The sequence below is a fragment of the Maricaulis virginensis genome, assembly GCF_027922185.1.
Lineage (GTDB): Bacteria > Pseudomonadota > Alphaproteobacteria > Caulobacterales > Maricaulaceae > Maricaulis > Maricaulis virginensis.
This window is the reverse complement of sequence record NZ_BSFE01000001.1, coordinates 91354-113833: the sequence shown is the minus strand read 5'-3', so window position 1 is coordinate 113833 and position 22480 is coordinate 91354. Positions and strand designations below refer to the sequence as shown.

The 22480-nt window shown below is 67.0% G+C and carries 19 protein-coding genes; 4 read left to right on the top strand and 15 right to left on the bottom strand.

The features are described from left to right. Window positions 1-18 precede the first annotated feature (18 nt). A complete protein-coding gene (ygfZ, locus tag PKE71_RS00505) occupies window positions 19-855 on the top strand; it encodes a CAF17-like 4Fe-4S cluster assembly/insertion protein YgfZ (RefSeq protein WP_271184992.1) in 837 nt (278 codons plus the stop codon). Between the two features lie 50 nt (window positions 856-905). Further along, the gene (locus PKE71_RS00500) at window positions 906-1763 is read left to right on the top strand and encodes a 50S ribosomal protein L11 methyltransferase (RefSeq protein WP_271184991.1); all 858 of its coding nucleotides are present in this window, start codon (window positions 906-908) and stop codon (window positions 1761-1763) included. Between the two features lie 141 nt (window positions 1764-1904). Here the strand turns inward: PKE71_RS00500 and PKE71_RS00495 are convergent, their stop codons facing one another. Continuing rightward, window positions 1905-2066, bottom strand: a complete 162-nt coding sequence (locus tag PKE71_RS00495; protein WP_271184990.1) for a hypothetical protein — start codon at window positions 2064-2066, stop codon at window positions 1905-1907. Window positions 2067-2236: 170 nt separating this feature from the next. On the opposite strand from PKE71_RS00495, the gene PKE71_RS00490 reads away from it, so the two are divergent. Continuing rightward, window positions 2237-4075 (top strand): aminopeptidase P family protein, encoded by a 1839-nt coding sequence (locus tag PKE71_RS00490; protein ID WP_271184989.1) that lies wholly within the window; start codon window positions 2237-2239, stop codon window positions 4073-4075. Further along, window positions 4072-4605 (top strand): hypothetical protein, encoded by a 534-nt coding sequence (locus PKE71_RS00485; protein ID WP_271184988.1) that lies wholly within the window; start codon window positions 4072-4074, stop codon window positions 4603-4605. Before PKE71_RS00490 ends, PKE71_RS00485 begins: the two co-directional genes overlap by 4 nt. Window positions 4606-4746: 141 nt before the next feature. Here PKE71_RS00485 and ligA read toward each other — a convergent pair whose 3' ends face one another. From ligA to murD, 14 genes are all read right to left on the bottom strand, one after another. After that, window positions 4747-6861 carry an NAD-dependent DNA ligase LigA gene (gene ligA, locus PKE71_RS00480; RefSeq protein WP_271184987.1) on the bottom strand — a complete coding sequence of 705 codons (2115 nt, stop codon included), beginning with the start codon at window positions 6859-6861 and terminating at the stop codon, window positions 4747-4749. A gap of 260 nt (window positions 6862-7121) precedes the next feature. After that, window positions 7122-8819: a DNA repair protein RecN gene (gene recN / locus PKE71_RS00475; protein ID WP_271184986.1), complete on the bottom strand. Its 1698-nt coding sequence runs from the start codon at window positions 8817-8819 to the stop codon at window positions 7122-7124. Between the two features lie 25 nt (window positions 8820-8844). Beyond that, complete coding sequence (locus tag PKE71_RS00470; protein WP_271184985.1) at window positions 8845-9678, bottom strand: outer membrane protein assembly factor BamD; 834 nt, start codon at window positions 9676-9678, stop codon at window positions 8845-8847. 118 nt (window positions 9679-9796) lie between these two features. Next, the gene (lpxC, locus tag PKE71_RS00465) at window positions 9797-10696 is read right to left on the bottom strand and encodes a UDP-3-O-acyl-N-acetylglucosamine deacetylase (RefSeq protein ID WP_271184984.1); all 900 of its coding nucleotides are present in this window, start codon (window positions 10694-10696) and stop codon (window positions 9797-9799) included. A gap of 234 nt (window positions 10697-10930) precedes the next feature. Then, window positions 10931-12574, bottom strand: a complete 1644-nt coding sequence (gene ftsZ, locus PKE71_RS00460) for a cell division protein FtsZ (RefSeq protein ID WP_271184983.1) — start codon at window positions 12572-12574, stop codon at window positions 10931-10933. Window positions 12575-12756: 182 nt separating this feature from the next. Further along, a complete protein-coding gene (gene ftsA / locus PKE71_RS00455) occupies window positions 12757-14085 on the bottom strand; it encodes a cell division protein FtsA (RefSeq protein WP_271184982.1) in 1329 nt (442 codons plus the stop codon). Beyond that, the gene (locus PKE71_RS00450; protein ID WP_271184981.1) at window positions 14082-14858 is read right to left on the bottom strand and encodes a cell division protein FtsQ/DivIB; all 777 of its coding nucleotides are present in this window, start codon (window positions 14856-14858) and stop codon (window positions 14082-14084) included. The genes ftsA and PKE71_RS00450 overlap by 4 nt, the downstream gene beginning before the upstream one ends. Window positions 14859-14977: 119 nt before the next feature. Then, on the bottom strand, window positions 14978-15892 hold the full coding sequence (locus PKE71_RS00445; RefSeq protein ID WP_271184980.1) for a D-alanine--D-alanine ligase: 915 nt from the start codon (window positions 15890-15892) through the stop codon (window positions 14978-14980). A 3-nt stretch (window positions 15893-15895) separates the two neighbouring features. After that, window positions 15896-16492 (bottom strand): hypothetical protein, encoded by a 597-nt coding sequence (locus tag PKE71_RS00440; protein ID WP_271184979.1) that lies wholly within the window; start codon window positions 16490-16492, stop codon window positions 15896-15898. Beyond that, window positions 16489-17421, bottom strand: a complete 933-nt coding sequence (murB, locus tag PKE71_RS00435) for a UDP-N-acetylmuramate dehydrogenase (RefSeq protein WP_271184978.1) — start codon at window positions 17419-17421, stop codon at window positions 16489-16491. The genes PKE71_RS00440 and murB overlap by 4 nt, the downstream gene beginning before the upstream one ends. Further along, window positions 17418-18824 (bottom strand): UDP-N-acetylmuramate--L-alanine ligase, encoded by a 1407-nt coding sequence (gene murC, locus PKE71_RS00430; protein ID WP_271184977.1) that lies wholly within the window; start codon window positions 18822-18824, stop codon window positions 17418-17420. The genes murB and murC overlap by 4 nt, the downstream gene beginning before the upstream one ends. Then, window positions 18821-19927, bottom strand: coding sequence for an undecaprenyldiphospho-muramoylpentapeptide beta-N-acetylglucosaminyltransferase (murG, locus tag PKE71_RS00425; protein WP_271184976.1), 1107 nt, complete (start codon window positions 19925-19927; stop codon window positions 18821-18823). Before murG ends, murC begins: the two co-directional genes overlap by 4 nt. Next, the gene (gene ftsW / locus PKE71_RS00420; RefSeq protein ID WP_271184975.1) at window positions 19924-21051 is read right to left on the bottom strand and encodes a putative lipid II flippase FtsW; all 1128 of its coding nucleotides are present in this window, start codon (window positions 21049-21051) and stop codon (window positions 19924-19926) included. Before ftsW ends, murG begins: the two co-directional genes overlap by 4 nt. Further along, a complete protein-coding gene (gene murD / locus PKE71_RS00415; protein ID WP_271184974.1) occupies window positions 21048-22472 on the bottom strand; it encodes a UDP-N-acetylmuramoyl-L-alanine--D-glutamate ligase in 1425 nt (474 codons plus the stop codon). The genes ftsW and murD overlap by 4 nt, the downstream gene beginning before the upstream one ends. Window positions 22473-22480: the final 8 nt, after the last annotated feature.

The following is a 22480-nucleotide window of genomic DNA, read 5'->3' as shown; positions in this document are numbered from 1 at the left end:
AATGCCATATGCCATTGCATGACCCTGCCCGATACACCGCCCCGCCGCCTGCCCGGCCGCACCGTGATCTCCGTCGCCGGAGACGAGGCCCGCAGCTTCCTGCAGCGCGTGATCACCGCCGATATCACCGGCCTCGAGCCCGGCGAATGCCGGCCCGGAGCGCTCTTGACGCCGCAGGGCAAGATCCTCGCCGATTTCATGATTTTCGCCGAGGACAACACAGTCTGGCTGGACGTGCCGGAAGCCTCGGCCGAAGGGCTGGTGAAACGCCTCACCCTGTTCAAGCTGCGGGCCAAGGCCGAGATCGTCATGAATACCGACCTCGCCGCCGTCTGGGCGACCGCGCCCTTCCCCGGCTCGGCCCCCGATCCGCGCCTGGGCGGCCGCATCCATCGCGGTATCGCCCGCGCCCTGGAAGCCGGCGAGGACAAGCCTCTGGACACGTATGAGTTCGAGGCCGGCGTGCCCGCCTTCGGCCGCGACTATGGCGAGGCGGAAGTCTTCCCCACCGACGTCAATCTGGACGTCTATGGCGGGGTGGGCTGGAAGAAGGGCTGTTTCATCGGCCAGGAAGTCGTCTCGCGCATGAAACGCCGCGGCACGATCCGCAAGCGCTCCATCCCGGCGGTCTTTGCCGGCGAGGCGCCGCCGCGCGGCACCGCCGTGATGGCGGGTACGGCCAAGATCGGCGCGATCAGCTCGTCGGCCGGACACACGGCGATCGTGCTGGCGCGGATCGACAAGCTGGCCGAGGTCGACCGCCATGCCGAGGCCGACGGCCAGCAGGTCCACCTGACCATCGACGAGGCGCTGCTGCCGCCGCCACCGGCACAACAACCGGCCGGCCGCGCTTGATTTTGCACCCCTGAGCGTCCATCACCCGCGCCAGTTTCAGGAGATGCCCCATGTCCACGCTCTGGCGCCTTGTAGCGCATGCCGATTTCGCGATCCTCGCCGACGCCGTCGAGCGCCTCGACGCCGCATCGTCGGCGCCCGCCCTCTCCTGGTCGCTGTTCGACGAGGGGAATGCCGCGCGGCTGGACGTGCTGTTCGAGGCGATGCCCGACATCGACGCCTTCCGCGAAACCTGCGGCATCAGCGAGGCCATCCCGGTGGAATTCGGCCCGATGCCGGAGGAAGACTGGGTGCGCCTGTCGCTGGAAGGACTGAAACCGGTCGAGGCCGGCCGTTTCACCCTGTTCGGCGCCCATGACCGCGATGCGGTCGCGGCGGGCCAGACCGGTATCGAGATCGAGGCCGGCCCCGCTTTCGGCACCGGCCATCACGGCACGACGCGCGGCTGCCTGATGGCCTTCTCGGACATGCTGGAGGCGGGCGAGCGTCCGGCGACCGTGTTCGATCTGGGCTGCGGCACGGCCGTGCTGGCCATCGCGGCGGCGAAAGTGCTGCCGGACGCCGAGGTGCTGGCTTCGGACATCGATCCGGAAGCGGTCGAGGAAAGCGCGGAAAACTGCCGCAAGAATGCAACGCCAAGGATCGACTGCTTTGTCGCCGAAGGCCTGGACCACGAGAAGATCGCCGGCCGCCAGTTCGAGCTGATCTTCGCCAATATCCTCGCCGGCCCGCTGGTCGATCTGGCACCGGGTATCGCTAAGGCCCTGGCGCCGGGCGGCAAGGTGATCCTGTCCGGCCTCCTGACCGAACAGGAAGCCCGCGTGCGCGAGGCCTACACGGATGCCGGCCTCACGGTGACGCGGCGCGAGCCGATCGAGGGCTGGGAAACCCTGATCGCGGTCAAATAAATAGAAACAGGGCTCGCCCCGCCTGCGGGGGAGCTGTCCGCGACAGCGGACTGAAGGGGCGGCGCGAAGCGGCGCAGAGCGTGCCAGCGCGCACCTGTGACTCACCCCCTTCGACCTCCCCGCTCGCGCAGGGGAAGCCTCTTACTTCCGCTTCGCGTTGAGGCCGGCACCGGCCAGGAAGGCGTCGATGTCCGTGGTGCGCGGCTGGGTGCGCACGCCGGCCCGCTCGCGCGACCGGTCGAGGGCGCGGTTGATCATGGCGTTGGCATTCATGTGACGCCAGTCGTCGATCCCGTAGAACATGGAGAACTCCCTTGGTTTACGGGGGCTTTCCCATGAGTTTGTGCAATGCACAATCAGCGTCGCGGCAATTCGCCCCTGCACAATCGCATGGCTGCGCTGAAAGCCTGCTGCGACAAGGCCTGCTGCGACAAGGATTGAACCCGTTCGCGCGCAGGCATACCTTCCGCGCCATGACCCAGATGATTTCCCAGACTTTCGACGTCAAAGGCGGCCCGCACTATGGTCGCGAGAACGTCCCGAAGATCCGCGCCGCCCTCGACGAGCTCGGCCTGGACGGTTTCCTGATCCCGCACGAGGACGAGTACGACAATGAGTACCTGCCCGACTGCAATGAGCGCCTGTTGTGGGCGACCGGGTTTTCCGGCTCCGCCGGCGCCGCCCTGGTGATGAAGGACCGCGCCGCGGTCTTCGTCGACGGGCGCTATACCCTGCAGGTGAAGAACCAGGTCGATGGCGGGATTTTCGAGTATGCCGACCTCGTGGAACAGGGCATGGCCGGCTGGATCGAGGAAAACGGCAAGGCGGGCGAGAAGATCGGCTATGATGCCCGCCTGCACTCGCCGGCCGCGCTGCACCAGCTGCAGGTCGCTGCGGGCCGGGCCGGAGTGACGCTGGTTCCGGTCAGCGAGAACCCGGTCGACAGGGCCTGGACCGACCGTCCGGAACCGCCGATGACGCCGGTCATCCCGCACCCGATCGAATATGCCGGCGAGGATCACGGCTCCAAGCGCGCCCGGATCGGCAAGATTGTCGGCAAGGAAGGCGCCGATGCGGCGGTGATCACCGCTCCGCCCTCGATCGCCTGGCTGTTCAATGTGCGCGGCAGCGACGTGTCGCGCTCGCCCCTGCCCCTGTCGGCTGCGATCATCGACAAGGACGGCACGGCCACCTTCTTCGTCGCGCCGGAGAAGATCACCGACGAGACCCGCGCGCATCTGGGCAATGAGATCGCCCTGCGCCCGGAGAGCGAGTTCGGGGCTGGCCTGGCCGAATACAACGGCAAGACCGTGCGCGTCGATCCGACCACGGCCTCGGCCTGGGTGCTGGAAAGCCTGCGCGGCGGCGGTGCCGAGGTGCAGCAGGCCGAAGATCCGGTGATGCGTCCCAAGGCGCGCAAGAATGCCGCCGAGATCGAGGGCGCCCGCCAGGCGCATATCCGCGATGGCGGCGCCATCGTGCAATTCCTGCACTGGCTGGACACCTTCGCCCAGTCCGGTGAGGTCGACGAGATCGAGGCCGCGCAGAAGCTGGAAAGCTTCCGCAAGCAATTGCCTGAACTGCGCGATCTCTCCTTCGACACGATCTCGGGCGCCCAGGGTAATGGCGCCTTTGCGCACTATCGCGTCTCCGAAGCGACCAATCTGAAACTGGCGCAAGGCACGCTCTACCTGGTCGACAGTGGCGGCCAGTATCCCGACGGCACGACGGACATCACCCGCACCGTGCCGATCGGCGCGCCGACGGCGGAGATGCGCACCCAGTTCACGCGCGTGCTGAAGGGCCATATCGCCCTGTCCATGGTGCGCTTCCCCAAGGGCACGACCGGCACCCAGCTGGACGTGCTGGCGCGCCTGCCGCTGTGGCAGGCCGGGTTCGACTATGACCACGGCACCGGCCATGGCGTGGGCAGCTTCCTGGGCGTTCACGAGGGTCCGCAACGGATATCCAAGGCCGCCAATACCGTGCCGCTGGAGCCGGGCATGATCGTCTCGAACGAGCCGGGCTATTACAAGGCGGACGGCTATGGCATCCGCATCGAGAACCTGCAATTCGTCACCGAGGCGGCCGATATCCCCGGCGGCGAACGGCCGATGCTGGGATTCGAGACGCTGACCGTCGCACCGATCCACAAGGGTCTGATCGACACGCATCTGCTGACCGCCGACGAGCTGGCCTGGCTGGACAGCTATCACGCCATGGTGCGCCAGCGCGTGCTGCCGCTGGTCTCCGGCGATGTGGCCGACTGGCTGCTCAAGGCGACCGAACCGCTGGCCGGCGCCACCCCGTGATCCGCACCGGCCTTGTCATCATCACGGCAGCCGCCCTTCTGGGCGGCTGCTTTTATTCCGACCGGGCCCTGATCGGACGGTTCTCGGCCGACTTCCCGCTGGAAGAAGGCCTTTATGCCCACACGCCCAACCATCCCGACGGCCGCCCCTTCGACCGGCCGATGTGGACGGGCTATGTCGAGCACCGCGGCGGGCGCTATCATTCCGGCGTCGCCAACTTCCCCCATGAAGGCGTGCGCCTGCGCGAGATCGCACCGGGCCTCTATGCCGGGATGAGACAGAATGACGATGTGTGGCTGTACGGGCTGGTCTATGTCTATGAGGGCGGTGTCGCCGCCTATCACCAGCCGCAATGCGACGACCTCGCCGAGGCCGACCGCAATCGCTACGAGATCTTCGAGAACGAGGTCGAACCCGGCACCTGCCGCCTGGAAGACTGGGACGTGCTGGAAGCCGTACTGCTGAGCTATGTCGCCGGGTTTGACGGTGAGCTGCCAGTGGACGGGGTGTACCGGCGGGTGGAGGAATAGGGGAAAAGGGCTCGCCCCGCTTGCGGGGGAGCTGTCCGCGTCAGCGGACTGAGGGGGCGGCGCGCACTTACCCCCTTCGACCTCACCCGGCCCCGGGGGCCGGGCTCGGCCACTTCCCCCGCTGACGCAGGGGAAGCCTTTTCACCCTTCCCCGATCAGCACGAACCACTCGTCCTCGGTGAGCGTTTCCACGCCCAGCTCGGCGGCTTTCTTCGCCTTTGAGCCGGCGCCAGGACCGGCGACCAGATAGTCGGTCTTGCCCGAGACCGAACCGGAGACCTTGGCGCCCAGCGATTGCGCCTTCGCCTTCGCCTCGTCGCGCGTCATGCGTTCCAGCGTACCGGTGAAGACAACCGTCTTGCCGGCGACCGGACTGTCATTGGCGACGGCTTCGGCGTCCTCGATGACGAGTTCGGCCACCAGCCGGTCCAGCAGGTCGCGATTGTGCTGTTCGGTGAAATACTGGTCCAGCGCCTCGACGGCAGCATTACCGATCCCGTCAATGCCCAGCATCTCGGCCCGCACGGTCTCGTCGGCGAGGTTTTCCGCCGCCTGCCGGAAGGCCGTCCAGCTTCCATAGGTGCGCGCGAAGAGCTGAGCGGTGTTCTCGCCGACGTGGCGGATGCCCAGCGCATTGATGAAACGGCCCAGCGCGATGGTGCGGCGGCTGTCGATGGCGGCGAAGAGATTGCCGATACTCGTCTCGCCGAAGCCTTCGCGCTCCTGCAGGGGCGGCGTGATTTCGCCGGCCTCATTGCGCCGTTTCAGGGTGAAGATATCGGCCGGTTCGCGAACCAGGCCTTCCTCGTGGAACAGGTCGATCTGCCGCGTGCCCAGCCCCTCGATATCGAAGGCCTTGCGCGAGACGAAATGCTTCAGCCGCTCCTTCAGCTGGGCGGCGCAGATCAGCCCGCCGGTACAGCGGCGCACCGCGTCCAGCTTGCCGGTTTTCGGATCGTGCTCGCGCAGCGCCTGGCTGCCGCAGACCGGGCATTCGGTGGGGAATTCGAAGGGCTCTGCCCGGCCCGCCCGGTCCGGATCGACCACCCGCACGACCTGCGGGATGACATCGCCGGCCCGCTGGATCACCACCGTGTCGCCGATGCGGATATCCTTGCGCTCCAGCTCGTCCTGATTGTGCAGGGTGGCATTGGTGACCACGACGCCGCCGACCGTGACCGGCGTCAGCCGCGCCACGGGCGTCAGCGCGCCGGTGCGGCCGACCTGGATATCGATGGCTTCCAGCACGGTGGTGGCCTGTTCGGCGGGGAATTTGTGGGCGATGGCCCAGCGCGGCGCGCGGGCGACAAAGCCCAGTCTTTCCTGCCAGTCCAGCCGGTCGGTCTTGTAGACCACGCCGTCGATGTCATAGCCCAGCGTGGCGCGTTTCGCCTCGATATCGCGATAGACGGCGATGAGGTCGTCCACGCTCTCGCAGCGCGTCATCAGCGGGTTTGTCGGGAAACCCCAGTCGCCCAGGCGCCTGACTGCCTCGAGCTGGGTTTCGGCCAGCGGCGCACTCACCTCGCCCCAGGCATAGGCGAAGAAGCGCAGCGGGCGCTGGGCGGTCATGGCCGGATCGATCTGCCGCAGCGAGCCGGCGGCGGCGTTGCGGGGATTCTTGTAGGCGGGCTTGCCGGCCTCTTCCTGCCGCCTGTTGAGCGCGGCGAAATCCTCATGCGACATATAGACTTCGCCGCGCACTTCCAGCACGTCCGGCCAGCCGGAACCCGGCAGGGTTTCCGGGATATCGTCCAGCGTCAGCAGGTTGGCCGTCACATCCTCGCCGGTCTGGCCGTCGCCGCGGGTGGCACCGTGGACGATGCGGCCCTTCTCGTAGCGGATGGAGGCAGACAGGCCGTCGATCTTCGGCTCGGCCGTGATCGCCACGGGCGCGTCCTCTGCCAGTCCCAGGAAGCGCCGGATACGGCCCACGAAATCCGCCACGTCCTCATCGTTGAAGGCATTGCCCAGCGACAGCATCGGCACGGCATGGACGATCTCGCCGAACTTGCCCGAGGGCGCCGCACCGACCCGCCGGGTCGGGCTGTCGGCATCGGCCAGTTCGGGAAAACGCGCCTCGACCGCTTCCAGCCGCTGGCGCAGCGTATCGTAGGCGGCGTCGGAAATCTTCGGCGCGTCGTGCTGGTAATAGGCCTTGTCGTGAGCGGCGATTTCCTTCGCCAGCCGCTTGTGCTCGGCCCGCGCCTCGTCGGCGGTCAGATTTTCAACATCCTTGAGTGCGCTTGCGCTCATCGCCGGCTCCGTTGCGATTCGAAGTGCGAGATTAGGGCTGTACGGCATATTCGCCACATACACACGCATCGTCATCCCCCGGTTCCTGCGCAGCAGGAATCCGGGGGACCTCAGCTAACCGGTCAACAGATTGGGCACGGTGGTCGATACAGCACACTCGGGCAGCGGGTAGCCGAGGTTCCCCGGACCACCCGCCAGCGCTGCGCGCAGGCTGGCCGGGGGATGACGGAGTTTTGGACGTACTCACTCCCAGCGAACCGCTAGGCCTTCACCGCCATCAGCGCATCCGCCTGGGCGCGCGCTGCATCGGTCACCTCTGCGCCGGAGAGCATGCGGGCGATTTCCTCGCGGCGTTCGTCGCCCTCAAGACGGACGAGCGTGGTGCGCACCCCGCCCTTGCCGTCATCATCCTTGACGATCTTCCAGTGATGATCGGCCACGGCGGCGACCTGCGGCGAGTGGGTGACGACGAGTGTCTGGCCTTTCTCGGCCAGGCGTTTCAGCCGGCGGCCGACAGCGTCGGCGACAGCCCCGCCCACACCCTGGTCGACCTCGTCGAACACCAGGACCAGGCCTTCGTCCTCGCCCGCGAGCGAGACTTTCAGCGCCAGGCCGAAGCGCGAGAGCTCACCGCCCGATGCGATCTTGTCCAGCGCACCGAAGGGGGCGCCGGGATTGGTGGCGACCTCGAAGACCACGCTGTCGCGGCCGTCCGGGCCGGCGCGCTCGTCGTCAGAGGTGACGGAGACGCGGAAGCGCGCCTTGTCCATCTTCAGCGGCGGCAGTTCGGCGGCCACGGCCTTCGCCAGCGCCTCGCCCGCCTTCTCGCGGCTGCGTGACAGGGCGTGGGCGGCATCGTCATAGCGGGCGCGGGCCGCGGTCACGGCCTTCTCGGCCTCGGCAATCCGGTCGGCGGCATTCTCGATCGCGTCGAGCTGTTCGGCGAGCCGGCCATGCAGGGCCGGCAGTTCGTCGGCATCGACATTGTGCTTGCGCGACAGGCCGCGCAGGGCAAACAGCCTTTCCTCCACCGCATCCAGCCGGCCGGGCTCGACATCGAAAGCCTGGGCGGCATCGCCCAACGCATCTTCCGCCTCGGTGAACTCGATCAATGCGCGGTCGATGGCAGAGGCAGCCCGGTCCAGCGCCTCGCCGGCGGCGGCGCCGCCCTCGCCGATATGACCGCGCACACGCTCCAGCCCGCGCAGGGCTGCATTCAGCCGGCCTTCCAGACCGCCGCCATCGCCGGCCAGGGCTTCCTGGGCTTCCTGCAGATCGCCCAGCGCCCGTTCGGCGCCCTGCAGGAACTGACGTTCCTCGGCCAGCTCGGCCTCTTCGCCGGTCTTCGGCGACAGGGCTTCGAGCTCTTCCAGGGCGTGGGTGAGAAAGGCCTTTTCCTCGTCCGAGGCGCGATTGGCGCTGACCAGCTCGTCCAGCCGGCGCCGGGCCCCGGAATACTCCTTCCACGCCGCGCGGCAGGCGGCGCGCAGATCGTCGTGGCCGGCATAGGTGTCCAGATAGCCGCGATGGGTCTTCGGATCCATCAGGCCGCGGCCGTCGTGCTGGCCGTGGACTTCCACCAGCACATCGCCCAGCGAGCGCAGGAGGCCGATACTGGCCGCCTGGTCGTTGACATGGGCGCGCGAGCGGCCGTCCTCGCCGAGACGGCGGCGCAGGATCAGGGGCTCGCCGGGCTCGACCTTGATCCCCGCCTCGTCCAGCAGGGCGCGGGCAGGATGGCTGTCGGGCAGGTCGAATTCGGCGACGGCCTGGGCCTCGTCGGCACCGGCGCGCACCTGGGCGCGATCGGCCCGTTCACCGGCCGCCAGGCCCAGAGCCCCGAGAAGAATGGATTTACCCGCGCCGGTTTCGCCGGTCAGGGCACAGAGCCCGCTCTCGAAGACCGCATCCAGCGTATCGATCAGGACGACATTGCGAATGGAGAGGGAGAGCAGCATTCAGGGCGTTCGCACCCCCGACCCGTCAGCCGAACAGACGACGCCAGGCCCGTTCGAAATAGGACGGGTCCTCGCGCTCGGGATCGACCTCGAGCGTAATACCCTCACGCGTCAGGAGGTCGTAGCTGTTCTGGTACCACTCGCTGCCCGGGAAGTTGTAGCCCAGCACGGACGCGACCTGGCGGGCTTCCTCGTCGACGCCGAGTGCCACATAGGATTCCACCAGGCGGTGCAGCGCCTCGGGCACGTGCGAGGTGGTGCCGTAATCGCGCAGCACATTGCGGAAGCGGTTGATGGCGGCCAGGTGATAATTGCGGCGCAGATACCAGCGGCCGACGCTCATTTCCTTGCCGGCCAGGTGGTCGCGCGTCATGTCGATCTTCAGACGCGCATCCGTGGCGTAGCGGCTTTCCGGATAGCGGCGCACCACCTGCTCCAGCGCATCCAGCGCCTGACGGGTGGCAGCCTGGTCGCGGCCGACATCCATGATCTGCTCGAAATAGCAGATCGCGATCAGATAGTAGGCATAGGCCGCGCTGCGATTGCCCGGGTGCAGCGAGATGAAGCGTTCGGAGTCCGAAATCGCTTCCTCGTAATTGTTCGACTGGTAGTTGGCGAAGGCTGCCATCAGCATCGAGCGGCGCGCCCATTCCGAATAGGGATGCTGGCGCTCGACCTCGTCGAACATCGCCGCGGCGATGTCGTACTGGTTCCGGTCCATCCGTTCGATGGCTTCCGCATAGATGGTTTCCGCCGGACGCTCGACATAGGCGACGGCCGTATCCGGACGGTTGGAAGAACAACCCGCAAGGACAACAGCAATGGCAAGCGGAAACAGAGTACGCGGCGAAAGGGTCATGGGGACACGGGGCTCGACAATTTTGGCGGCCGGACGACCACCCGTTCAATCAGCGTTGTAGCGGATGATTGGCCGGGGCAAAAGTACCCCTTCAGTAACCTTGACGGTCAACCGCGTGTCAGGAGTGCGCCAGCGCCATGTCGCGGGTGACGCCATCGCGCATGTTCACCCACTTCCAGGCGCTTGTATCCTCAAGCAGGGCACGCACGGCCATGTTGTTGATGGCATGGCCCGGACGCTCGGCGGAATAGCAGCCGATGATCGGCGCGCCGGCGAGATAAAGATCACCGAGGGCGTCGAGCGCCTTGTGACGCACGAACTCGTCCTTGAAGCGCAGGCCTTCCGGATTGGCGATTCCCGTATCGTCGAGCACGACGGCATTGTCCATCGAACCGCCGCGGGCGAGGCCGGCAGCCAGCAACGCGTCATAATCCTTGCGGAAACCGAAGGTGCGCGCACGGGCGATGTCGGTGGAGAAGATTTCCGGCGTGATGTCGAACACACAAGCCTGGCGGCCCACCGCCTGGTGCTCGAAGGCGATCTCGATCTCGATCATCGGCTTGAGCGCAGGCATGAAGCAGGCGCGGCGATCGTCCAGATCCAGCGAGACCGGCTTGAGCACCTGGATGGCGCGGCGCGGTACCGACTGGGATTTCAGGCCGACCTGGCGGATCAGTTTGACGAAAGGCTCGGACGAACCGTCCATCACCGGGATTTCCGGACCGTCGACCTCGATCACGGCATCGTCGACACCCAGGCCGGCCAGCGCCGCCATCAGGTGTTCGACCGTGGCGATCGTCACACCGGCATCATTCTGCAGGGTCGTACCGAGGCGGACTTCGCTGACGGCATCGGCGCGCGCGGCGATACGATTGTCGCGATCGCCGATGTCGGAGCGGACGAAGCGGATGCCGGAGCCGGCGGAGGCCGGTTGCAGGACCATGCGGACCCGTTCGCCGGAGTGGAGACCGATACCCGCACAGACTGCGGGGGCTGCCAATGTCTGCCGGTAAGTCACTGTCTGACGCCGCCTGCTACTATCTTACTCAACGGTCTGGTCCATCCGGCGGTCTGGCCAACCCGGCCAGGCCCCGACGGAAGCCGTCGTCCCTGGCTGGCACACAACACCACGGGGCTCCAGCAGGCAATTAAAGCATTGTTGCGTTTTGTTACGCATTCGCAGCAAGACGCCTCAAACGAAACGGCCCGCCGGCGACTGCCAGCGGGCCGTCCTGAAATTCAATAGGTTAGCCTAGTTCGCCTGGCGACGCAGGAAGGCGGGAATTTCCAGATCGCCCTCTTCCAGGCTGTCACCGAACAGATCGCCCGATGCGCGCGGCTGGGAGGTCTGGACCGGTGCGGTCTTGGTCACGGGCGCGGCCTTGGTCGGCGCCGGTTCGGCCGGCTTGCGACGGCGGCCGAAGAGCGAGAAACCGCGCCTGGGTTCGTCGTCATCCGCGGCGATATCCGGCTGGCTCACCGTCGTGGCGCGGCGCTGCTCGTAACGGGCGTTGAGGCTGGCAGCCTCCTCGGCCAGACGGGCCTGGTCGCGCAGCACCTGCGGCTGCTGCACCTCGACCCGCGTCTCGGAGATCGCTGCGGGACGGGTCTCCATCACATAGGGATCGCTGTCGCGCGTGATCTCGGCATCGGCGATCGCATCGGACAGATCTTCCGCGCCGACCGCCCGCTTGAGCGGTTCGGCCTGCGGCTCGATTTCGGTTTCCGGCGTTTTCCGCGGTTCGGGACGGCCGGCGGCCGGCTCCGGATGCGCGGCGACACTGCGCTCGGTCGTGGCCGGCGGATTGATGCGGCCCGGACGGTCGGACCCGGTGCGTTTCCACGGCAGGATCGCATCGTTCGGGTTGGAGCGTTCGGCGGTCTGCGGAGCGGTGCGCTGACGGCTGCGCGTATCGGTCACGACAGCGGCCTCGGCATCGATACCCGTCGCGACGACAGAGACACGCATGGAGCCTTCCATGGTCTCGTCGAAAGTGGAACCGACGATGATATTGGCTTCCGGATCGACTTCCGAACGGATCTCGTTGGCGGCTTCGTCGACCTCGTAGAGGGTCATGTCATAGCCACCGGTGATGTTGATGAGCACGCCCGTGGCGCCCTTCATCGAGACATCGTCCAGCAGCGGGTTGGAAATGGCGGCCTGGGCAGCGTCGACGGCGCGTTTCTCGCCGGACGCCTCGCCCGTACCCATCATCGCCTTGCCCATCTCGTTCATCACCGCGCGGACGTCGGCGAAGTCGAGATTGATCAGGCCCGGCATGACCATCAGGTCGGTGATACCGCGAACACCGGAATGCAGCACCTGGTCGGCCATGGAGAAGGCCTCGGCAAAGGTCGTCTTCTCGGTGGCGATGCGGAACAGGTTCTGGTTCGGAATGACGATCAGCGTATCGACATGCTGCTGCAGCTGTTCGATCCCGGACTCGGCCAGCTTCATGCGGCGAGAGCCTTCGAAATGGAACGGCTTGGTCACCACGCCGACGGTCAGGATGCCCATTTCGCGTGCAGCCCGGGCAACGACCGGTCCCGCGCCCGTGCCCGTGCCACCGCCCATGCCGGCGGTGATGAAAACCATGTGGGCACCGGCCAGGTGCTCACGAATGTCATCGATGGAGTCCTCGGCCGACTGTTCGCCAACTTCCGGCCGGGCGCCCGCACCCAGACCTTCCGTGATCGCCGCGCCCATCTGGATGCGCTTCTCCGACTTCGAGCGCATCAGCGCCTGAGCATCGGTGTTTGCGACCACGAAATCGACGCCCTCGAGATTGGCCTCGATCATGTTGTTGACAGCGTTCCCCCCGGCGCCACCGACACCGAACACGACAATCCGCGGCCGCAATTCGGTTGTTTCAGGAATGGAGAGGTTCAGCGTCATGTGGGACCCCATGCACGAAGCGGTAAGGTTAACGGGCTCTTGAGTCGGCAGTGTCTAACAAAGACGCTTAATCAGGCGTTAAGTTCCTGCTGTGCGCCGCAAAATCGCAGGAGCGACGCAGATCATATTTCAGTACAGCGCCATCGTGCCTGCAGGTGCCCCTGCGTTCCGGTCACGAACCATCAGAAGCTCTCGGCAAACCAGCGCCACATGGAGCCGGCCGAACCGGCTTCGGCCCGGCTGCGGCGGGCCGCCACGGTGAAGCCGCCCATGCGCGGCGGACCGGAAATCGCTTCGGCTGCACCGCGCGTCTCCCGGCGCACAATGCCGGCGACGGCGGAGAAGGCCGGTCCCGAGACGGCATCGCCAAGGCCCGTCACACCGGTCGGACCGGCAATGCGCACCTGTTTGCCGAACACCCGGGCAGCGAGCTCGCCGGCGCCGGGCATCTGGGCCCCGCCCCCGGTCAGCACCAGGCGGCGGCCGGAGGATTTGCCCACACCCGCCGCATCCAGGCGGTCGCGGATCAGTTCGAACGTCTCTTCCAGGCGCGGCCGGATGATGGAGTTGAGCAGGGAGCGCGGCGCGCTGTCATACATCGCCCCGTTCTCGCCGGAGACCGAGGGCACCTCGATCATCTGCTGGTCGTCTTCCGGACTGTCGAGCGCCGAGCCGTAGAGCGTCTTGAGACGCTCGGCCGCGGCCAGCGGCGTCGACAGGCCGCGCGCCACGTCGGAGGTGACGTGGGAACCGCCCACCGGAACCGCGTCGATATGCAGGAGTGCGCCTTCGGCAAACACGGCCGCCGTCGTTGCACCGGCGCCCATGTCTATCAGGGTCGCACCCAGCTGGACTTCATCGTCGGCCAGGGCAGAAAGGCCGGAGGCATAGGGCGTGGCCACGACGCCGCGCAGATCGAAATGGCAGCGCTCGACACAGGTCAGAAGATTGCGCAGCGGGCCGATGGCCGCCGTGATCACATGCACTTCCACACCCAGCGTACGGCCGAACATGCCGCGCGGATCGCGGATGCCGCGATGATCGTCGACCGACCAGGACAGCGGGATGGCGTGCAGCACGACCCGGTCCTCGGCATCGAACTCGCTCAGCGCACCGTCGAGCAGGCGGCGCAGTTCGCGCTCGGTGACCTCGCGCTGCGGCAGGTCGATTTCCGCGGCGATACGTGTCGAGCTGGGCTGTCCGGACGACAGCGTGACGGTGACGGAGCTGACGGCCTGGGAGGCCATGCGTTCGGCCTGCTCGACGGCTGCGCGAATGGCTTCGGCGGCGGCGTCCATGTCGACAACCGCGCCGGCGCGCACACCGCGCGAGGACTGATGGCCGACGCCGACCACGCGCGGGCGGGGGCCGGAGACGGTCTGATCGGTCCGGGCGATAAAGCAGGCAATCTTGGACGAACCGACATCCAGCGCGGCGCAGACACCGCCTGCGGCCTTGCCGCCGGTTACCGAGTCCGCCTGCCGCGACCGAAAGAAATCCAGCACACTCACGCTTCACGCTCCCGCAATCCCGCCGCCTGTGCGCGGTCCGGCCGGGCCCGGACGATCAGATCGCCCTCACCCCGCAGATCGAAACTCTCGGCCGCCAGGCGCAAAACGCCCCGCTCGGCCTGCAGCCGCGCCAGGATGGCGATCGAGGCCGTAACATCGCCTTCGGGCAGTTTCACGTCGGCCCCGCTGTCCAGGCGCAGATTCCAGCGGCGCTCGCCCACCCGCACCGCACCGACGACGCGGTCGCGGACGATGGGATAATTGTCGAGCGCCTCGACGATCTCGACGACCGCTTCATTGGCACCCTCTGCGACAACGAGCGGCAGCGGCAAAGGGTTCATCGGGTCGGCATGCGCCAGCACGACACCGTGGCGGTCAATCACGCGCAGGTCGCCGTCGACCTGCCAGAGCGCATAGGGCTCACGGGTCTCGACCACGATCGCGATCCGGTCCGGCAGCAGGCGTGCGACGGTGGCGCGGCGAACGGCCGGCAGGGCTTCAACGCGGCGGCGGATAATGTCGGGATTGACGGCGAAGATCGGCTGGCCGTCATAGACTTCACTGGCGACGACGATGGCGTGGGCATCGGCTCCGCTGGCGCCGGTCACGTCGACCGCCCGCACGGCAAAACCGACACCGGACAGGCGATAGCCGGCAAAGTCGCGGATTTCCATGGCGGCGTCGTCAAGCTGACCGAAGAGCGCAAGTCCGCCCACGGCGACCGCCACCAGGCCTGTCACCGCCAGCCCGCCGAGACGGGCCGTCTTCGCCATACGGTATTTCGCACCCCGGATCCGGGCCTCGGCCCAGTTACGCAAACGCCGCGGTGCGGACACCGCGGCGGATCGGGGTTGGGACGTGCGCCGGGTCGTCTTACGCGACCCGCCGCGCCTCACCTTCGACACGACGCATTCTCCGCCATCCATTGCACGAGATCGCTGAAGGCGATCCCGCAATACTGCGCCTGTTCGGGCGCAAGTGATGTCGGAGTCATGCCCGGCTGGGTGTTAATTTCGAGTAACCATAGCGGTTCTTCGGAAGTGGAATCGTAACGGAAATCCGACCGTGTCAGACCGCGGCACCCCAAGGCCTTGTGGGCTTTCAGGGCCAGATCGCACGCCCGTTCGGCAATCGCCTCGGGCACATCCGCGGGTAAAATATGATCGGATCCGCCTGCCGCATACTTGGCGTCGTAGTCATAGAAAGTCGTCTTCGGCACGATTTCGGTGACGCACAGCGCCCGGTCTTCCATCACGGCGACGGTCAGCTCGCGGCCGGGGATATAGCGCTCGATCAGCACTTCTTCGCCCAGAGCCCAGGCGGTCGAGCCCAGCTCGGCCGGCGGCCGGTTGGCGCCCTCCAGCACGATATGCACCCCCACCGACGAGCCCTGCGCATTCGGCTTGGCGACATAGGGCGGCTTCATGGCGTGCGACTTGGCCGCCTCGAAGCGGTTGGCGATGAAGCCTTCCGGACAGGGAATGCCGGCCGCGCGCAGCACGTCCTTGGCTTTCTGCTTGTCCATGGCCAGCGCCGAGGCCAGCACACCGGAATGCGTGTAGGGCTTGCCGAAATGCTCCAGCACGCCCTGCACCAGCCCGTCCTCGCCCCACTCGCCGTGCAGCGCGTTGAAGACGATGTCCGGCGCCGCCTCTTCCAGCTGACGGTACAGGTCGCGGCCCGCATCGATCTCGACGACGTCATAGCCCTTCTCGCGCAGCCCCTTCGCACAGGCCGCGCCGGAGACCAGGGACACATCGCGTTCCGGAGACAGGCCGCCCAGCAGGACGGCGATACGTTTCGTCATGGTCTAGCCTATCACATGGCCGGCATCGGGCCGGGCTGCCATCTGGCTGGCATCGCGGATGGACATCACCTGCGCGCCACTGTCACGGGCGATCGGGATCAGTTCGACCAGGGCTTCGGCCGGCGCAGAACCGAAATCGATCCGCAACATGCCCGGCTCGACCCAGGCGCAGATGTGCAGCACGCCGCTCGGCTTGTCGCGCACGGTGACCCAGGGCGTCTTGCCGTTGAAGCCGAACCAGCGATTGAACCACTCGATCACCTTGTCGCGATCCCAGATCGCGCCGGGAATTTCGACCACGGCGCTGTCCCAGCGGAAGGGATTGAGCTGGACCTCGACCCCGTCGATCCGGTCGGACATCGGCGTGAAGCCGAGCATGGATTTGAGGCTGTATTCATGCGGCGGCGCGTTGTCCCCCGGGGCCGAGACAAAATCGACGCGGCAGAGCTTGCGCGCGAAATTGGTCTGCGCCTGGATCTCGAACAGGTATTCGCCGGCACCCTGGGGATAGGCCCTGGCCTTGTCGGCCAGCCAGGTGGCGTAACCGTTCACATACTGGTTGCGGATCGGCTCGATGGCCGTGATGAAATCCTGGGTCATTCGGATTGATCCTCCTGGCTCTTGCCGACGCGCCGCACTTCCCAGCGCAGGTCGATACCGTGGGTCTCGCGGATGCGGGCACGGATCGTCTCGCCTACCTCTTCCAGATCGGCCGCCGTGGCGGAACCGTCATTGATCAGGAAATTGCAGTGCTGTTCGGAAAACCTTGCGCCCCCGACCGAGAAGCCGCGGCCGCCGACACTGTCGATCAGCTGCCAGGACTTGCGCTGGTCCGGCGTGCCGGGCGGGTCGGGATTGGCGAAGGTCGAGCCCGATGTCTTTTCCCGGATCGGCTGGGTCTGTTCGCGGCGGGCGGTGATCTCGCCCATGCGCGCCTCGATCGCGGCGGGCTCGTCCGGCGTGCCCTGGAAGACGGCCTCGGTGAAGATCCAGTCCTCCGGCGCCTCGCAATGACGATAGCTGTAAGCCAGCTCGTCCGGTGAGGCGACGATGCGCCGCCCGGACCGGTCCAGCGCCACGGCCTCGACGATCACATCGGCGGTTTCCTGGTCATAGCAGCCGGCATTCATGCGCAGCGCGCCGCCGATCGTGCCGGGCACACCGATCAGGTATTCCATGCCCGCCAGGCCTGCCTTGGCCGCGGCCTTCGCGACCATCCGGTCCAGCGCGCCGGCGCCGGCGCGCAGACGATTGCCGTCCAGCGCCTCCGTCTTCGCGAAGGGCGGACCGAGCCGGATCACCACGCCCGGCACACCGCCATCGCGCACCAGCGTGTTCGATCCGGCGCCCAGGACATGAACCGGGATCCCGTCCGGCGTCTCGGCCAGGAAGCGCGCCAGATCGGCCTCGTCGGCCGGCAGGTAGAGCACATCCGCCGGACCGCCAACGCGCAGCCAGGTGATATCCTTGAGCGGCGCCTGCCCGATATATTTGCCGCGAACGGGCGGGAGCTGGGCGAGAAGGCTCACCCCAACGCCTCCAGCTCACCCGGAAGCGCGTAGGCCCATTGCGTGATGTCGCCGGCGCCGAGACAGACGACGACGTCGCCCTCGCCGGCCCGTTTTGCGACTTCGGCAGCAACGCTGTCGCGGGTGATGGCCAGGGCGTCGCGATGGCCGTGTGCCGTCAGACTGGCGACGAGATGGTCGCGGTCGGCGCCCTCGATCGGATCCTCGCCGGCGGTATAGACCGGGGCGACCAGCACGCTGTCGGCATCGTTGAAGCAGGTCGAGAAATCCTCGAACAGGTCGTGCAGGCGGGAATAGCGGTGCGGCTGCATCACGGCGATCACCTTGCCGGTCGCGGCCTGGCGCGCTGCGCGCAGCACAGCGGCGATCTCGACCGGGTGGTGGCCGTAATCGTCGATAATGGTTGCACCCTTCCAGCTGCCGGTCTGCGTGAAGCGCCGCTTCACCCCGCCAAAGCCCTTCAGCGCGCCCTTGGCGGCCTCTTCGGTAAGACCGAGCTCGCGGGCCGTTGCCAGGGCCGCGACGGCATTGAGCACATTGTGCTCGCCCATCATCGGCAGAACGATATCGCGCCAGGTCTCCGGCGCCTGGCCGCGCAGGCGGAAGGTAACGTCGAAGGTCGAACCGGACGGCTCCATGCGCAGGTTTTCCAGACGCGCATCGGCCTGCGGGTTCTTGCCATAGGTGATGACGCGGCGGTCCTCGATGCGGCTGGCCAGCGACTGCACTTCCGGATGGTCGGTGCACAGCACGGCAAAGCCGTAGAAGGGCAGGTTCTCGACGAACTGGAAGAAGGCCTGCCGCAGCACATCGAAGCTGCCGTAATGCTCCATGTGCTCCGGGTCGATATTGGTGACGATGGCCACGGTCGAGCGCAGCTTCAGGAAGGAGCCGTCGCTCTCGTCGGCCTCGACCGCCATCCAGTCGCCCAGCCCCATCTTGGCGTTCGAGCCATAGGCGGAAATGATGCCGCCATTGATCACGGTCGGATCGACGCCCGCCGCATCCATCAGCACCGAAACCAGCGAGGTCGTGGTCGTCTTGCCGTGCGTGCCGCCGACGGCGACGGCGAATTTCAGCCGCATCAGCTCGGCCAGCATTTCCGCGCGGCGCACGACGGGGATTTTCTTCGCCCGCGCCGCGACGAGTTCGGGATTGTCCGGCTTGATCGCGGAGGAGACGACGATGGCGCCTGCCCCTTCGACATTCTCGCCCGCATGACCGATCGCGACCCGGGCGCCCAGACCTTCCAGACGCTCGACATTCGGATTGGCGCGGATGTCCGATCCCTGCACCTGGTAGCCGAGATTCAGCATGACCTCGGCAATGCCGCTCATGCCGATGCCGCCGATACCGACGAAATGGACAGGGCCGACAGGGAAAGGCAGGGCGGCAAATTTCATACGAGCGCTCCTCGCACCAGGCCGTCGATCGATTTCGCCAGCGTTTCCGCAGCGTCGGGCCGGCCCAGCGTGCGGGCTGCGGCGGCCCGTTCGGCCAGGTCTTCGGGGTTGGTAAGGCGGGTTTCAAGCAGTCTGGCGACGCGATCGGCCGTGAAGTCGGCTTCGCGCAGCATGTCGGCGGCGACGGCCTGGACCAGCCCGTCCGCATTGGCGGCCTGGTGGTCGTCGGTTGCGATGGCCAGCGGGCAGAAGATCGCGGGGCGTCCCACACCGGCCACTTCGGACACGGTGGACGCGCCGGAGCGGCCGATCACGAGATGGCTGGCGGCATAAAGCGCACCGACATCCTCGAAGAAGGGTTCGCAAATGGCGTTGACGCCGGCTTGGGCATAGGTCTCGCGGGCCATGGGGAGGGATTCCTCACGGGTCTGTTGGACGACATCAAGGCGAGATCGCAGCTTTTCCGGGAGTTTTGCCACCGCCGCCGGCACGGTTTCCGACAGGATGCGCGCGCCCAGCGATCCGCCGAGGACGAGCAGATTGATCCGCCCCTCCTCCGTCAGCGCCGGATAGCCGGCCGCCCGCGCCTCGACGATGGGTGTGCGCAGCGGGTTGCCGGTGAGGATGTGACGCTTGCGCGCCTTCTCCGGCAGCCGGTCCAGACGCTCGAAGCCGGAGGCGACAAAGCCCGCGCGGGCCGCAAACATGCGATTGACCCGGCCCAGCACCGCATTCTGCTCATGAATGGCAAAGGGGATGCGCATCGACTGCGCCACGCCAAGCGCGGGAAAGGCGGGATAGCCGCCAAAGCCGGCGACCACGTCCGGTTTCCAGCGCTGCACGATGCCGCGCGTCTGGGCCAGGCCCTGGGTCAGCTCCAGCGCCGCCCTGGCCAGTTTGACCGGGTTTTTCGTCGACGGGCTGGCGGCATGGATCTCGTCGATCGCAACGGCCGGAAAATCCGCCGCATGGCGCAGGCCGCGCGTATCCGTGACCAGGCGCACCTGCCAGCCGCGCGCGATCAGCGCATCGGCCGCGGCGCGTGCCGGAAAGATGTGACCGCCGGTCCCGCCGGCGGCAATCAGGCAACGGCGCGGCGTCATGACGAATGCCGCAGCGAATAGGCACCGGGACGGCGGCGGGTGAAAGCCAGAAGGAGGCCGGCCCCGAAGGCGAGCGCAAGCATGGAGGACCCTCCGTAGGATACGAAGGGCAAAGTCATGCCCTTGGGCGGGATGAGGTTCAAGTTCACGCCGATGTTGACGAGCGCCTGCAGCGCAAATTGCAGCGCCAGTCCGGCGACCGCCAGCTGGGCGAAATTGTCCTGCAGCCGCATCGCCTGGGTCCAGGCGCGCGCCACCAGGATCGCGAACAGGCCGATAATGGCAAGCGAGGCCATCAGGCCGAATTCCTCGGCAGCGACGGCGAAGATGAAGTCGGCATGGGCGTCGGGCAGGAAGTTCTTCACCTCCCCCTCGCCCGGCCCCGCACCGGCGATCCCGCCGCGCGAGATCGCCTCGATGGCTTGGTCGATCTGGTAGGTGTCGCCGCTCTCCGGATTGATGAAGCGGTCGACCCGGCTGGCGACGTGCGGGAAGGTGAAATAGGCCAGCGTCGAGCCGGTCGCCGCCAGCCCTCCCAGCACCGACACCCACAGCCAGGACAGGCCGGAGGCAAAGAAGACGCCGCCGAAACACAGGGTCAAAAGCACGGTCTGACCGAAATCCGGCTGCGCCATCAAAAGGCCGATGGACACGATATAGATGCCGAAGGCGATCGCCCGGCCCGGGATCGGCGCACCGCGTTTTTCTTCGGCAAACAGCCAGGCGGCCGTGACGATCAGCGCCGGCTTGAGGAATTCGGAGGCCTGCAGGGAAAGCGGGCCGACGCGTATCCAGCGGGTCGCGCCCTTCACCTCATTGCCGATGAAGAGTGTCGCCACCATCAACAGAAGCGAGCAGCCCAGCGCAATCACGGCCAGCCGCCGCGCGCCCTTGGGATTGAGCGCCGACACGCCCAGCATCCCGACAAGGCCGATCACCGCGAACACGCTCTGGCGATAGAAGAAGTGGAAGGGATCGTCGATGCCGATCCGCCCGGCGATGGCAGGGCTGGCAGCCATGGACAGGATCAGGCCGATCACGATGAGCGCGATGACCACCACCAGCAGTGTCCGGTCGACCCCGCGCCACCAGGTCCCCAATCCCCGGGAAACGTTCTGGATCACGAGACATGCTCCGCAGCGTCGTCCGGAACGGTGAGGCCGGAGACGATTGTGCGGAAAGCGTCGCCGCGCGCCTCGTAGGAGGTGAACTGGTCGAAGGAGGCCGCGGCCGGAGACAGTAGCACCACCTCGCCGGGACGTCCGTCCGCCCAGGCATCGCGGGCCGCAGCCGTCACCGCTGCTTCCAGCGTGCCGCAACGCGTGAACGGGATCTGGCCGTCCAGCTCGCCGGCGAAGCGCTCCTCGGCCTCGCCGATCAGATAGGCGCGCGCGATCCGGCCGGCGGCGCCCATGGCCGCTTTCAGCCCGCCTTCCTTGGCCCGCCCGCCGACGATCCAGCGGATGCTGTCATAGCAGGTGAGCGCCTGGATGGCGGCCTCGGCATTGGTGGCCTTGCTGTCATTGACGAAACGGATGCCACCAAGGGTCGCGACGCTTTCCTGGCGGTGCGGCAGTCCGGGAAAGGTGTAGATCGCCTCGGCCGCGGCACGAGCCGATACGCCCAGAAGCCGGACGGCGGCGAGCGCGGCCGCGACGTTCTGGGCATTATGGCGCCCCGGCAGGGCCGGTGCCCGTTTCAGATCGACCGCCGGATGCGAGGCCGTATCCAGTGCGTCATAGACCCGGTCGCCCAGCGCATAGACGCCGCGCGCGAAGACACGGCCGGACGAGATCGGCACAACCTGTTCCTCGCGCCGGGTCTGGCGCAGGCGGGAGAAGAAGGCCGCCGTCTCGTTGTCGTCGATGCCGATCACCGCCTGGCCCGACGGCGCCTGCATCTCGAAAAGGCGCTGCTTGGCGCGGAAATAGCCGTCGAAATCGCCATGCCGGTCGATGTGATCCGGCGTGATGTTGAGCAGCACCGCCACGTCGCAGGCGAGCGAATGCGTCAGATCGATCTGGTAGGAGGACAGTTCCAGCACATAGTGCAGGCCCGGGCTGGGCGGATCCTGCGCCAGGATGGCGTCACCGATATTGCCGCCGACAACCGTCTTGCGGCCGGTCTCGCGCAGGATATGGCCGATCAGTGCGGTCGTGGTCGACTTGCCGTTGGTGCCGGTAATACCGATCACTTTCGGCCGGCGCTTTTCCGGCACATCGCGAAGCGCCAGGGCGAACAGCTCGATATCGCCGATCACCGGCGCGCCGACACTGTTGGCCAGCTCGACCATGCGGTGCGGTTTGGGGTGGGTCAGCGGAATGCCCGGCGACAGGACCAGCGCGGCAATATCGCCCCAGTCGCGCCGGTTGAGATCGTCCGGCTGCAGACCGGCGGCCACGGCGCGATCGCGCGCAGCCTCGCTGTCATCCCAGCAGGATACGTCTGCGCCGCCTGCGGCGAGGGCCTTGGCCGTGGCTATGCCTGTGCGCCCCAATCCGAACACAGCGACACGGCGGCCTTCATATGCATGGATCGGGATCATGAAGGGCT

What these genes read in the sequence shown, in the direction of transcription:
- ygfZ (WP_271184992.1), top strand. Translation starts at nt 19, where the DNA reads ATGACCCTGCCCGATACACCGCCCCGCCGCCTGCCCGGCCGCACCGTG.
- PKE71_RS00500 (WP_271184991.1), top strand. Translation starts at nt 906, where the DNA reads ATGTCCACGCTCTGGCGCCTTGTAGCGCATGCCGATTTCGCGATCCTC.
- PKE71_RS00495 (WP_271184990.1), bottom strand. Translation starts at nt 2,066, where the DNA reads ATGTTCTACGGGATCGACGACTGGCGTCACATGAATGCCAACGCCATG.
- PKE71_RS00490 (WP_271184989.1), top strand. Translation starts at nt 2,237, where the DNA reads ATGACCCAGATGATTTCCCAGACTTTCGACGTCAAAGGCGGCCCGCAC.
- ligA (WP_271184987.1), bottom strand. Translation starts at nt 6,861, where the DNA reads ATGAGCGCAAGCGCACTCAAGGATGTTGAAAATCTGACCGCCGACGAG.
- recN (WP_271184986.1), bottom strand. Translation starts at nt 8,819, where the DNA reads ATGCTGCTCTCCCTCTCCATTCGCAATGTCGTCCTGATCGATACGCTG.
- PKE71_RS00470 (WP_271184985.1), bottom strand. Translation starts at nt 9,678, where the DNA reads ATGACCCTTTCGCCGCGTACTCTGTTTCCGCTTGCCATTGCTGTTGTC.
- ftsZ (WP_271184983.1), bottom strand. Translation starts at nt 12,574, where the DNA reads ATGACGCTGAACCTCTCCATTCCTGAAACAACCGAATTGCGGCCGCGG.
- PKE71_RS00450 (WP_271184981.1), bottom strand. Translation starts at nt 14,858, where the DNA reads ATGGCGAAGACGGCCCGTCTCGGCGGGCTGGCGGTGACAGGCCTGGTG.
- PKE71_RS00445 (WP_271184980.1), bottom strand. Translation starts at nt 15,892, where the DNA reads ATGACGAAACGTATCGCCGTCCTGCTGGGCGGCCTGTCTCCGGAACGC.
- PKE71_RS00440 (WP_271184979.1), bottom strand. Translation starts at nt 16,492, where the DNA reads ATGACCCAGGATTTCATCACGGCCATCGAGCCGATCCGCAACCAGTAT.
- murC (WP_271184977.1), bottom strand. Translation starts at nt 18,824, where the DNA reads ATGAAATTTGCCGCCCTGCCTTTCCCTGTCGGCCCTGTCCATTTCGTC.
- murG (WP_271184976.1), bottom strand. Translation starts at nt 19,927, where the DNA reads ATGACGCCGCGCCGTTGCCTGATTGCCGCCGGCGGGACCGGCGGTCAC.
- murD (WP_271184974.1), bottom strand. Translation starts at nt 22,472, where the DNA reads ATGATCCCGATCCATGCATATGAAGGCCGCCGTGTCGCTGTGTTCGGA.